This is a genomic window from Streptomyces sp. NPDC022910 (assembly GCF_055561075.1).
Window position 1 is genome coordinate 206143 of record NZ_JBVHHL010000001.1, and the last position, 12606, is coordinate 218748.

Below are 12606 nucleotides of genomic sequence, written 5' to 3' on the forward strand. Positions count from 1 at the left end.
CCGTTGGCCGCCGAGGGCGTCGAAGTCGAGCCCGCCGCACCAGGTCCGGCGGCAGCTGCCCAGTCCAACCCTGCGTAGTCGGACCTGTACTCGCTCCACGAACGCGCGCGTGTACGTGCCATCCCCATCCAAGGAGCCCAGACATGAGTGTGCAGGTCAAGGAGCTCACGGCACCTCGGAGGATCACCCTTCGGTCGCTGCGGCAGCGGATCAGCCCGAAGCGGCTGCTTCGGCGGATGCGGCAAGTGGGCCAGCCGTTTGAGTGGATGCTCCTTGCGCCACTGCTGGTGATCGCGCTGGCCGGGGTGGCGGATGTCCTCACGCCCCACCTGCAGTTCAACCGGTTGCTGGGGGCGGCGCCGGCGTTGGCCGCCGCCATGTGGCCAGTGGCCGGCACGCTGGCCATCGGGCTGCTGGCCTTTATCGCCGCCATCGGGCTCTCGGCCGCCGCCAACCACGACCTGGGCCGGACACCGAGCCTGTTCACCCTGCTGGCGATCACGGCCATCACCTTGGCCGCCGCCTACGCCAGCCGGGTACGCCAGCACCGGGAGCGCACCCTCGCCGAGGTTCGCACCGTAGCGGAGACCGCGCAGCAGGTGCTGCTACGTCCGCTACCGCGCCATCTCGGGTCCGTCGACATCGAACTCCTCTACCAGGTCACTGCCGCGCACGCCCGGATCGGCGGCGACTTCTACGAAGCGCGCCAGACCCAGCACGGGGTGCGGCTGATCATCGGCGACGTGCGCGGCAAGGGGCTTCCCGCCGTCGAGGCCGCCTCCGTGGTACTGAGCTCGTTTCGGGTGAACGTGCGCGAGGCACCCGATCTGGCGGAGCTTGCAGCCCGGCTGGAGACCAGCATGAGCGAATACTGCGAGGACCTTGCCAGTGATGACGCGCTGGAGCGTTTCGTCACCACCCTGCTGGTCGAGATCCCCGCTGGGCAGCCCCTCGCGCGCCTGGTCAACTGCGGGCACCCCCCTCCGCTGCTGCTGCACGGCGGAGAAGTGCGCGAGGTGGAACCCAGCGCGCCGTCACCGCCCGTCAACATGGCTGCCCTGCTCGGCGCCCACTACCAGGTCGACGTCGTCCCCTTCACCGTCGGCGATCGGCTGCTGCTCTACACCGACGGCGTCAGCGAGAGTCGCGACCTCACCGGGACCTTCTACCCTCTCAGCCAGCGCATCCGCCGATGGTCCTTGGCAACTCCCCGCCAGCTCCTCGACCACCTCCAACAGGACCTGTGCGCCTACGTCCCAGGCGCCCGCGACGACGACCTCACGGCCCTGGTTGCCCATCGCGTCGCACCGGGCGGCTGAGGGGGGAAGGCTGCGAGGACGGTGCCGAACGCCCCCCGGACTCCCGGGCGCCGACGAGCATCCGGGAGGTGGTGGCCCCACCGCCCGGCGCCGACGCCCCGTCGAAGCCGATGAGCCCGCGAGCGCCATGTCTTGTCCCAGAGCAGGACGTGATCGAGGACCTCGCGCAGTGGCGTCCCGATGGCCCTCTCCCAGTGCGCATCGTCTCTGGCCGTGATCATGATGATCGGCACTGACGAGCGGGACCTCAGCGCCCGGCAGACGTCGATGCCGTCCATATCGGGCAGCCCCACGTCCAGCAGCACCATCGCCACCTCCCCTCCGGCCCTGCGAGACCCTCGGCCGCCGTTCTGGCGTGTTCCACGGTGAACCCGAAACGGCGCAGCCCCTCCGCCAACGGCCCGGCCACCCGGTCGTCGTCCTCGATCAGCAAGACACGCATGCCGAAGGGCTCACAGACGCCGGCCACAGCGCGTGGCGCAAACGCGGGGCGGCTGCATGCGTAGTGCGGGCGCACCTTACTCTTACAACATGTAGGAGTTGCCGGGGAGTGTAGGCGCGCTCCGGCAGACCCCAAAGGGGCACTCCGTGGGTGGCCTCTTGGCGCCGACGGAGCCGGGCCCTTGGCTGAGGAGTGGCGAGAATGAGCGAACACCGGCGCCGATCGTCGGGGAGGACCATACCGTCCGGCTCTGACGGTATGCACAACGGTGGCCGGGCCGCGGCGCGCAGGGCTGCGCGGCCCCGGGACGGGCGTGCCCGCCGAACTGCGGGCACGCGACGTGCGGACGTCACACGGTCCCGTCGGCGGGGCCTGATCGACTACCCGCGGGCCGGCCGACGTGGTCTCCGGCGGTGGCTGCCGTCGTGGAAGCTGGTGTCGGGCACCTTCCTGCTGTTCGTCGTCGGCCTGCTGGGCTTGTTCGGCTATGCCTACGCCACGACGACCATTCCCAGCGCGAACCCCAATACCCAAGCGCAGAGCAACACCTTCTACTGGTCGGACGGCTCGGTGATGACCACGCAGGGGGCGACCAACCGGCAGAACGTCGACCTCGCCCAGGTGCCGAAGCTGGTGCAATGGGACTTCCTCGCCGCGGAGAACGCCACCTTCTACTCCGATCCGGGTGTCGATACGCAGGGCATGCTCCGAGCCGTTTACCACATGGCCACGGGCGGTGAGGTGCAGTCGGGGTCCACCATCACCCAGCAGTTCGTGAAGAACACCTACCTCAGTCAGGACCAGTCGGTCACCCGCAAGCTCAGGGAGATCATGATCTCTCTGAAGATCGGCGGGCAGATGTCCAAGAAGCAGATCCTGCAGGGCTACCTCAACACCTGTTACTACGGCCGGGACGCCTACGGCATCGAGGCCGCGGCCCGTACCTACTACCACGTGCACGCCTTCCAGCTGACCGTCAGCCAGGGGGCCTTCATCGCCGCAACGGTCAATGAGCCGAGCCTGCTGATGCACGCCGACACCGACCCGCGGGCCAAGGCCCAGGCCAAGGCGCGCTGGACGTACGTACTGGACCGCATGGTCAAGATCCACAAGCTCACCGACGCCCAGGAACAGCAGTACCTTGCGGCCGGATTCCCGACGCCCAAGCCGTACACGCCGGCGGCGGGGATGGCCGGGCAGACCGGTTACCTGGTGCAGACCGCAGAGAAATACGTCGAGGCCCACACGTCCCTCACGGACCAGCAGCTGGGCCACGGCGGTTACCAGATCTACACCACCTTCGACAAGAAGAAGGTCAGCGCCCTGTCGACGTCCGTCACGGCGATGGAGCAGAAGCACCTCGACCCGCAGCACCGCTCGGCCGACAAGGACGTCCAGGTCGGCGCGGCGTCGATCGATCCGTCCACCGGCGCGATCGTCGCGCTCTACGGAGGGCCCGGCTGGAACAAGGGGCACTGGACGGACAACGCGGACGCAACCGGCGTGCCGGTCGGCTCCACCTTCAAACCCGTCGACCTGGCTGCCGCCCTCGACCACGGCGCCGTCTTCTCGCCTGGGCAGCCGGCCGCACCGGTCACCCCGGATTCGAAGTTCGACGGCGACGACGGCATCACCATCAAGAACCGGCAAGGCCAGGAACTACCGGACCCGAAGGACCCCACGGGGCTCCTGCACCAGCGCAACGACGTGTCCACCAAGTGGGGTTACATCACTCTGCGCAAGGCGATGGAGCAGTCGGTCAACACCCCCTACGTCCAGCTCGGCGAATACGTCGGCTACGACAACGTGGAGGGCGAGGCCCTGAAGGCGGGGCTCCTGCGCACAAGCCTGCAGTACGACACCCCGGGCTTCTACATCGGTACCTCCACACCGTCGGCCATCCGGATGGCCGACGCGTACGCCACCTTCGACGACGGCGGGATCCAGCACGAGCCGTACTCGGTCACCAAGGTTTTCGCCGACGGCCGGCAGCTGCCCGGCTTCGACAAGCCCAAGGGCACCACGGCCATGCCCGCCTCGACCGCCGACACCGTCACCGACGTCCTGCGAGGCGTCGTCGAACACGGCACCGGTACCAACGCCCAGGCCCTGGGGCGCCCGGCGGCCGGCAAGACAGGTACGACCGACGACTACAAGTCCGCCTGGTTCATCGGCTACACCCCGCAGCTGACCACGGCCGTGAGCATGTTCAAGGAGGACCCGAAGAACGCCGGCCTCCAGTCGATGCAGGGTGTCGGCGGCTACGCCAAGGTCTTCGGCGCCGACATGCCCACCGAGGTATGGACCGGCTACATGACAGCCGCCCTTAGGGGACAACCCGTTCAGCAGTTCCCGCCCGCACCGCAACTGGGCCAGAGCACGGACGAATACGGCGCGCCCTCGCCCACCCCCTCCGCCACCGCGGCCCAGAGCACGCCCCCGGCCACCCCGACCGCGCCGGCCACCCCGACCCCCACCACCGCACCGTGCCGCGGGCACGGGAAGCACTGTGTCAGTCCGAGTCCGACCGACACCGCCGGAACCACTGCCGGTACTGGCGGCGGCCTCCTCGGCGGCACAACCGGCGGCAACACGCCACCCTCACCCACACCGACGACCAGTACACCGGCGCCGACAAGCGTCCGCGGTGGGCCTTGAGCCGTCTCATGGCGGTCCGGCGCTGCCCAACTTGCCAGTGGGAGGGGGTCTGTACGGTCTTCGGGTCTGGCTCGTGGTCGGTGGTGACGCTGGGTGTCCGTCAGGGTAGGAGGATGCGGTGGCGGAGGAGGTCGAATCCGGCGCGTGCGTGCATCTGCCTCATGATCCTCTTGGTGCGGGTGTTGACGCCTTCGGTGCGGCCGTTGCGGTAGGGCAAGGTGAGGCCGGCGTCCACGGCGGACCGGTCGATTTCGAGGCCGTTGGTGAGACTGCGCACGTGGGGCAGGTCGACGGCGCGGGCAGCGTTGATCCACTCGGTGAGTTTCACGTCGTTGCCCTCGGCCGGTTTCAGCAGGACAGTGAAGCCGCGTACGAGATCGGTGAGTGCGGTCATCTCCGGGCAGGCCGAGGCGATCTTAGGTGGCCGAGCCGTCCCGGCGCACGACCTCGACTCCGGAATGTTCGCGCAGCCGGGACTCCAATGTCGTTGCCTCGCGGCTGGGCAGGACCGCGACGCGTCTGCCGGTCTCGGCATCCGTGATGATCGCGGCATAGCGGTGGCGGCAGCGCAGGGCGAAGTCGTCCACGCCGATCACCCGCGGGGCCGCCTGCTTGGGCAGCGGCAGGCGCCGCAGATGGCGCAGCGCGGTGCTGCGAAACGGGCACGGCCAGCAGGGCGGCGAGGCGGGCGGCCGCCCGACCGCACAACTCCCGCGCCACCTGAGATATCTGCCCGGCAAGCCGCACCGTGCGGCGCTGATGGCGCTCCAGCAGTCCGGGAATCTGCTCGCGGAACGTCCGCGGCAGACAGCCCAGAACCGGGCAGACCAGCCGCACACGCGCAGGCGCACGACGACCGGGCGGCCGTCGACCGGCACGTCCGTCACCGTCCGTTCGTGGTACCCGTGCACCTTCGCCGACGACATTCCACACACCGGACACGGCACCGCGTTCTCCCGGGTGCGGGCCGTGACCACCACCGCGTCACCGCCGTCCGCCACGTCCTCGACGACCAGCGCCGACAGCCCGGAAAAAAACCGTAGCCATACGGGAGTTGACATCCATCACAAGATCATGATCGCGGATGGCTGCTCGACGTCACCACCGACTACGGGCCAGACCCGTTGGCTGGACAGACTCTCCACACTGTGCCCGGCCCCGGCTACGTGCTCCGGCCCGAACCGCCGCGAGCTTCGCCGTAGCGACACCACCTCGCCGAGTGGCGAGCTCACCGGCGGGGCAGGCCGGGGACGCCGTGTTCGCGCAGGGGGCCGACCTGCCAGCCGCGTTCCTGGCAGGTGTCGAGGATGCGGGGCAGCGCAGCGAGGGTGGTGCGCCAGGAGCCGGTGGCGGAGGTGCAGTCGGAGTCGTGGAGCAGGATGGTGCCGCCACCGCGCAGGTTCGTCAGTACGGTGTGCTCGACGGACTGAGGGGTGGCCCGCCTGCGCCAGTCCTCGCCCCAGCAGGTCCACAGCACCGGGGTCAGGCCGAGGCGTCGGCAGGCGAGATGCGCGGCGCTGCTCATCACCCCGTACGGCGGCCGGAAGAGTACGGGTGGCCTGCCGGTGACGTCGGCCACGGCGTCGCGGGCGTGGGCGAGGTCGTCGTAGGCGGCGCGGGGACCGCGGAGCAGCAGCGGGCGGTGGTGCCAGCCGTGGACGGCGATCTCGTGCCCGGCCGCGGCCATTTCCTCAGCCAGCTCCGGTGAGCGGGCCAGCATCGAGCCGAGCAGGAAGAAGGTGGCACGCAGCCCGCGTGCGTCGAGGAAGTTGAGGAAGCGCGGGGTGGACAGGTGGTCGGGGCCGTCGTCGAAGGTGAGCGCGACGTGATCCGGCCGGCCTCGGCCGGCCAGGCGTGGCATGGCCACGTTGCGCAGCGGCCCGAACGTGGAGATCACGGGTGCCGCGTGCAATGCCGCGAGCGCGGGCACCGCCGCTGCCGAGGCGAGCGCCGTGGCACGGGCGAGACGGGCCGGGGTCATCGTCCGTCTCCATCCAGGTAATGGGCGACGGCGGTGAAGCGGGCGGGCGTCTCGTTGTAGGCGTAGGCCAGCGGGGCGGCGACGCCCAGACAGGCCGTGGCCGCCACGGTGACGGCTGTCAGGGCGATCCGTCGTCGGCCGGGGAAGCGCCTCACCGCAGGCTGTGCGTCCGGCGGCGGCTGCTGCCCGGTTCTGGCGGCGATGGCGGTTACCGGTCCGGGAGCCAGGCGGTGCAGATCGAGTCCCACGGCGCGCTGGGCCCGACCGCGCGGTCCGTGGAGGAGTTCGGCCAGCACCGGGCCGAGGTCCGCCGGGTCGCGGATCCAGGCCGCCAGGCCCGCCTCTTCCAGGGCGTCCGCGTTGGTCTGGCCGTGACCGGGGATACAGCGGTAGCTGGCCACCGGCAGCCCGGCGGCGAATGCCTCCAGCGAGGTCAGTCCGCCCGCGTTCTGCACCAGGATGTCGCAGGCGTGCATCAGCCCGGGCATGTCGTCCACCCAGCCGAAAGCGTGCTCGACGCCGTCCCCGCGCAACTCCTCCACGAGGGCCGCGTTGCGTCCGCACACCACCACGGGCACCGCGACCCCGGTCTCCTGTATCTCGGCAGCGGCCCGTCGCACCGGCCCGACCCCCCACGACCCGGCGACCAGCAGGGCCAGGGGCGCGTCCGCGGGCAGGGCGAACCGCTCGCGGGCGGCAGTCCGTTGCCCGGCGGTTGCGGGGGTGAAGCGTGCATCGGTGACCGGACCGACGACGGTGGCGGCGGCCGCGCCCTGTACGTGGGCTTGGGCCGCCGGCACCGGGTGCACGGCCAGGTGGGCGTCGATTCCAGGGGCTACCCATAGGGTGTGGACGGAGAAGTCGGTGAGGTAGGTGAAGGCCGGCACCGTCAGCTTGCCGCGCCGGCGCAGCGCGCCGAGGACCTGGCTGGCGCCGGGGTAGGTCGAGACGACCGCGCGGGTGTCCGGCGCGAGCGCCCGCAGTGTGCGTTGCTCGGCTGCGCGGAACAGTGCCCGCCACACCGCGCCGGGGCGTGCGGCCCGGTCGGTGGCCGCGTACAGGCGTTGGTAGCCGTCCGGTATCCAGGTCAGCATGCGGTGGTAGGTACCGCACAGCAGCCGGCCCGTACCGGCGGGCAGCAGGTCGAGGAAGTCGTGCCGGTCCACCAGGTACCCGTGCTCGGCCAGCCGCTCGGCCAGCCCCGCGGCCGCACCGTCGTGTCCCGCGCCGACACCGGCCGAGATGATCGCGATCCGCCCGGCATCGCCCTGCGGCGGTGCGGCGGACGGCGAGGGCGCCGACTCCGGCGCCAGGTCGTCACGGTGGACCACGGTCGATCAGCCTCCTGATGGGCTACGGGGCACGCCGGGCATGCCCCGGTCCAGACGGCGCTGCGGGCAGGCCGAGGCCGCGCCTGTGCGCGGGCCAGGGCCACGACTCGACCGCTGTGGTGCCGAGAGGCGAAGTTACTACATGATGTAGAACTTGGGAAACGGTTGTCGCGGGATGGGAATCCGGCGGCGACCCAAGCTTCGGCATCCCGGTTGGTGCCGGTCAAGTCACTACGAGATGTAGATGCAGCGGTGGTGTACCGAGGGAAGGGACGCCGATGGCGCCAGGTCTCACGACCATTGCGACATCACTGGATCCACAGGCGATGCTGACGAGGTTCGGAGCGTGGGCCGTACTGGTCGTGGTCTTCGCCGAGACCGCCCTGCCCGCCGTGGGCGTCTTCCTGCCCGGTGACACCCTGCTGCTGCCGGCCGGACTGGCGTGCTCACTCAGTACGCTCGGTGCGGCCCGGCTGTCACTGCCCTTCGTGCTGGCATGCGCAGGCGTGGGTTCGCTCGCCGGCGCGCAGACCGGCTTCTGGCTGGGACGGCGCGGCGGCCGGGCGATGCGGCTGCGCCGGCCGGGGAGCCGGGGTGAGGCCCGCACGCGCCGGGCCGAGGCGCTGTTCACGCGTTACGGGCCCCGGCGGGCGGTATTGCTGGGGCGGTTCGTCCCGGTGGTGCGCACCCTGGTCCACCCGGCGGCCGGGCTGCTGGGCATGCCGACCGCATCCTTCACCCTGTGGCAATCCCTGGCCGGAATCGTCTGGTCGCAGTCGCTGGTGCTTGCCGGTTACGCGCTCGGCGAGAGCGGGCGGCACGGGGTGGCGTACCTGGCGCCTGTCATCGCCGCTGTAGTCGCCGCCGGGTTGCTCCCTCCTGTCGTCGAGTGGCTGCGCACCCGCCGGGCGCCCTCCGTCCTGGCCGGGGCGGACCGTGATGCATCCGCGGCGGACGCGCGGGCCCCGTCCGCGTCTGACCCCGGGCGGGTGTGACGTCGGTGACCAGGTGGCCTCCCGGGCGGTGAATTCACGTCGCTGAACAGGCAGGCCGGTAGTCGACTCCCGGGACCAGATGAACCTGGCAAACCGCGTGGACTCGTCCCGTTCGCAACCCCTTGCCCCCGATCGGGGGCAATCCGACCTGGTGGACACAACGTCGCCCCCACCTTGGGCTCGACCCGCCAGGTGCCGGTCTCCGCGGCCGCTGCCGGGCAGACCCCGACCTTGGCCGCACTGCACGGCGGTGGCCCATCATCCTTTCATCTACAAGATGTAGTAGATTTGCTGGGCGATCACTCTGGCGTCGTCGCCATGTGACCCAAACGTCACCTCGCAGGCGCGAGGCGACCGGTGACACAGCCCGAACCCCATAGCCGCTCGCTCATCCCGTGAGCACTCGACGCACTCATAAGGACGGAAGGACGTCTCCCTATGGCCGCGGCCGCCACCGCGCAACTGGCCCTCGACGGATCCGGCATCGACGGCTCGTTGTTCACCTCGGTCACCGACTTCGCCCGTGACACCAAGTGGCTCAACACACCCATGGAGGTGTGGACCAACCTAGGTCTCGGGGTCTTCGCGATCCTCATGATCGCGGGCTGGTGGACCGCACGGCGCCGTGGCCCGCAGGTGATGACCCTCGCGCTGGCCGCGCCGATCGCCGTCCTGACCGCCTTCGCCGCCGCCGAGGTCGTCAAGAAGCTCGTCGCGGAGGTGCGGCCCTGCCGGTCGATGCCCCACGCCTACCTCGTCGACACCTGCCCGGCACCTTCGGACTACGCCTTCCCCAGCGGGCACGCCACGGTTGCCGCCGCGAGCGTGGCCGCGCTGTTCCTGCTCGACCGCCGGCTGAGCGCCGTCGCCGCCGTGTTCGCCGTACTGGAGGGCTTCAGCCGGGTCTACGTCGGCGCCCACTACCCCCATGACGTCCTCGGCTCCGCTGCCCTCGCCCTCCCCGTCGCCTTCCTCATCAGCTCGGCACTGCGCCGCTGGGCCGCCCCGCTGGTCGGCTCCCTGAGTCATGGGGCGCTGCGCCCGTTGCTGACGACCGAGCCCACCGCCACCACACAGCCGGCCCGGCAAGCCGCTTCGACCGGGGATCCACTATGACCACCCGTCCGACAGCGCAGCCTCACATCTCCTTGCGGCGTGCCAGAACGGCCAGGACCAGGAGTCCCGGCACCAGGGACAGCCGGCCGGTCAGAAGCCGGTAGCCGAACACCACTACGACGGCCGTATCCTGATTTTGTCGTTGTGGCCGCCGGTGTCGGCGGACGCACACCCGGCGTAGAAGGCGATCGGGATCGCAGGCGCCGCCGAGTCGTTGCACACCGGCGCCGGGCCGGGCACCGGCATCGGGCTCGCTCGCCCGTGAACTGTCCTTCTCGCTCGGCGGCCGGCTCGCCCTGGCGAGCCGTGCACCGGCCACGTTCACCGAGCTCCTGCCGGTCCGCCCGGGCAACCGCGTGACGGGGTGAGCACCGGCGCCGGGCAGGTCAGAAGTGCCGCTCTCCATGCTCCGGACGATCGGGGTTGGCACAGCAGCCGTGCGGTCCGTGCCCAGGGTCATCGTCGTGGTTGGTCGGCGCGGCGGTGGCGGTGTCGGCATGTGCCGTGCACAGTGCCCACTGGGCGCTGTCCAGCATCCGGTCGCTGTCCGAGGCGGCGTTGGCCAGGCTGGCGCAGCAGACCGCCAGCAGCAGACCGCCCGCCAGCAAGGGCAGGCTCCGGCGGGCTGGCGGTGGGGCCAGCAGGGCCCGTACCCGCTGGAGCACCGCCCCGCCGGTCGCGGCCAGCGCGGCGGGACGGGACGCACCGGCGGATGCCAGCGCGGCGCGGCCCACGGCGTGAGCGACGACCGTACGGTCACCGACCCGCTCGGCGGCCTCCTCGTCGGCCCAGCGCTCCAGGACGAAGTTGCCCGCGACGGCCACCGGCCGCAGCAACGGGTTCAGTGCGGCCGTGAGCCGCCACACGCTCTGGAAGACGTGGTGACGCCCGCGCAGATGCGCCCGCTCGTGGGCGAGCAGCGCCTCGCGCTCGGCGTCACTGAGGCGGCGCAGCATCCCCCGGGAGACGACGATCCGACCCGGTGCCCCAGGCAGCGCGAAGGCCACCGGGACGTCGTCATCAAGTACGGCTAGCTCCGTGTGCCCGGGCAGTTTGGCGCACTCCCGCCGGGCCCGGAGCAGGTGGTGGCCCTGCCGGGCGGCGGCCACGCCGAGTGAGACGACGCAGACCGCGAGCACCAGGGTGCTGACGGCCGCGACCACGGCATAGACGGGGTCCTGGGAGCGCAGTGCGGACACGGACCAGCGGCCCTCCTCGGCGATCTGCGGTATCTGCGCCACTCTGGTGAAAGCCAGCAGGGCGAGTGATCCCGCCCAGCCTGCCGCCGCCACCAGCGCGGCACAGGCCAGCGCCAGGGCCGCTGGGCGCGGGGGCAGCCGGTGCGCCACGGGGGGCGCGAGCACGGCGAGTGTCGCCGTGACAAGGAAAGGGATGTAGACGCTGATCAGCACCGGCTCACCGCTTCCCAGGTGAGCGTCGGCTGTCGGGGAGTATGTCGTCGTGCCCAGACAGCAGCTGGTGCAGCAGGTGCTCGTCTTGTTCGGACAGTTCCGAGACGAAGCGGGCCAGTACCGCCTGACGGTCGGAGCCGCCCTTCAGCAGGGAGTGCATGCGCTGGGCCGTGTGCGACGCCTCGTCGCGGACCGGTTCGTAGGCATAGCCACGACCCTCGCGGTGCCGTGCCAGCATGCCCTTGTCGTACAGCCGGGACAGGATGGTCAGTACGGTCGTGTAGGCGAGGTCGCCCGGCAGCCGTCCCCGGACATCCCGCGCGGTCAGCGGCCCGTTGGCCGCCCAGAGCGCGGCGAGCACATCGCTCTCCAGTTCGCCCCGCGCACGCCTGCCGGATGCCTCGTGGGCTTCCTCGTCTCCTTGGCCCGCCACCTCGCCGTCCGCCTTCCCTCGCTCTCGTTGCGTACAGGCTACCCGCCCGCCTCCTACTTGTCGTAGGACGTGTCCTTGCGCGAGACCGCCAGGTAGCCGACGAAGCAGGCGATGGCGACCGTCCAAGCGAGGGTGACCGGACCGAGGCCGAACCCGAGGCCGCCACGGGCGTGCCCGAGTGCCATCCAGTCGGCGAGGGATGCGCCGAGGGGGCGGGTGATGACGTACGCCGTCCAGAAGGCGGGCACGGCGGCCAGGACGCCGAAACGGTTGGCGAGTGCGGGAACGCAGATCGCCACGGCGAAGAGGACGACTGAGCCGAGGTAGCCGAATCCGGCGGTCGCGGTGAGGTCGCCGGCGGCGGTGCCGAGGGCGAAGGTGGCCAGGACGGCTGCCCAGTAGAAGAGCTCGCGGTTGCGGGTGGTGATGCTGTGGATGGACAGGGTGCGCTCGACGGCGTACCAGAGGGCGAAAACCGCGGCCAGCGCGACGAGGAAGAGCGGGGTGGACACGGTGTATGGCACGCCGAGACCGACGTGCAGCACGTCGGCGGCCATCGTGCCGAAGACGCTGACCATGACGACGGCCGTCCAGTAGACCCAGGCGATGTATCGGCGCACGGCGAACTGCACGGCCAGGGAGAGCGCCAGGGCGAGACCACCGAGACCGACAGCCGGCACCGGGCCGAGGAGCTTGGCCAGCAGGTCCGAAGCGGTCTCGCCCATCCCGGTGGTGAGAACCTTGATGATCCAGAAGTAGGCGGTCACTTCTGGCACCTTGTTCGCCATGGTGCGCAGGGGGGTGAGGGGGCGGTCGTCGAGGAGACGGTCTGAGGTCATGGTCCGCACGATGGCATGGCCATCTCCCGCCGCCCCAGACGCTTTTGCCGTCGCTTGGGGACTTCTGGTGCATGAATTTC

Annotated in this window: 9 protein-coding genes and 2 pseudogenes; 4 read left to right on the forward strand and 7 right to left on the reverse strand. The window is 70.7% G+C overall.

The window, feature by feature from the left end; all coding sequences use genetic code 11:
- Positions 1-143 precede the first annotated feature (143 nt).
- Entirely contained in the window at positions 144-1319 is a 1176-nt protein-coding gene (locus ACZ3TS_RS01120) for a PP2C family protein-serine/threonine phosphatase (RefSeq protein ID WP_467612236.1), read from the forward strand.
- A 193-nt stretch (positions 1320-1512) separates the two neighbouring features.
- Here the strand turns inward: ACZ3TS_RS01120 and ACZ3TS_RS01125 are convergent.
- Positions 1513-1761: pseudogene (locus ACZ3TS_RS01125) on the reverse strand (response regulator); the annotation flags it as partial.
- Between the two features lie 435 nt (positions 1762-2196).
- Between ACZ3TS_RS01125 and ACZ3TS_RS01130 the strand changes: the two are divergent.
- Positions 2197-4419, forward strand: a complete 2223-nt coding sequence (locus ACZ3TS_RS01130; protein WP_467612239.1) for a transglycosylase domain-containing protein — start codon at positions 2197-2199, stop codon at positions 4417-4419.
- 100 nt (positions 4420-4519) lie between these two features.
- Here ACZ3TS_RS01130 and ACZ3TS_RS01135 read toward each other — a convergent pair.
- The 3 genes and pseudogenes from ACZ3TS_RS01135 to ACZ3TS_RS01145 all read right to left on the reverse strand — a co-directional run bounded on the left by ACZ3TS_RS01135 (position 4520) and on the right by ACZ3TS_RS01145 (position 7731).
- Positions 4520-5484 (reverse strand): annotated as a pseudogene (locus ACZ3TS_RS01135) (transposase family protein).
- 163 nt (positions 5485-5647) lie between these two features.
- Positions 5648-6400, reverse strand: coding sequence for a polysaccharide deacetylase family protein (locus ACZ3TS_RS01140; RefSeq protein ID WP_467612242.1), 753 nt, complete (start codon positions 6398-6400; stop codon positions 5648-5650).
- A complete protein-coding gene (locus ACZ3TS_RS01145) occupies positions 6397-7731 on the reverse strand; it encodes an MGDG synthase family glycosyltransferase (RefSeq protein ID WP_467612245.1) in 1335 nt (444 codons plus the stop codon). The genes ACZ3TS_RS01140 and ACZ3TS_RS01145 overlap by 4 nt, the downstream gene beginning before the upstream one ends.
- Positions 7732-8057: 326 nt before the next feature.
- Between ACZ3TS_RS01145 and ACZ3TS_RS01150 the strand changes: the two genes are divergently transcribed.
- Positions 8058-8726, forward strand: coding sequence for a DedA family protein (locus tag ACZ3TS_RS01150; protein ID WP_467612247.1), 669 nt, complete (start codon positions 8058-8060; stop codon positions 8724-8726).
- A gap of 438 nt (positions 8727-9164) precedes the next feature.
- Positions 9165-9842, forward strand: coding sequence for a phosphatase PAP2 family protein (locus ACZ3TS_RS01155; RefSeq protein WP_467612250.1), 678 nt, complete (start codon positions 9165-9167; stop codon positions 9840-9842).
- 386 nt (positions 9843-10228) lie between these two features.
- Here the strand turns inward: ACZ3TS_RS01155 and ACZ3TS_RS01160 are convergent, their stop codons facing one another.
- Genes ACZ3TS_RS01160 through ACZ3TS_RS01170 form a run of 3 tightly spaced genes read right to left on the reverse strand, consistent with a single transcriptional unit; the run spans position 10229 to position 12526 of the window.
- Positions 10229-11254: a M56 family metallopeptidase gene (locus tag ACZ3TS_RS01160; RefSeq protein WP_467612253.1), complete on the reverse strand. Its 1026-nt coding sequence runs from the start codon at positions 11252-11254 to the stop codon at positions 10229-10231.
- 4 nt (positions 11255-11258) lie between these two features.
- Positions 11259-11687: a BlaI/MecI/CopY family transcriptional regulator gene (locus tag ACZ3TS_RS01165; protein ID WP_467612256.1), complete on the reverse strand. Its 429-nt coding sequence runs from the start codon at positions 11685-11687 to the stop codon at positions 11259-11261.
- Between the two features lie 53 nt (positions 11688-11740).
- Entirely contained in the window at positions 11741-12526 is a 786-nt protein-coding gene (locus ACZ3TS_RS01170; protein ID WP_467612259.1) for a COG4705 family protein, read from the reverse strand.
- Positions 12527-12606 lie beyond the last annotated feature (80 nt).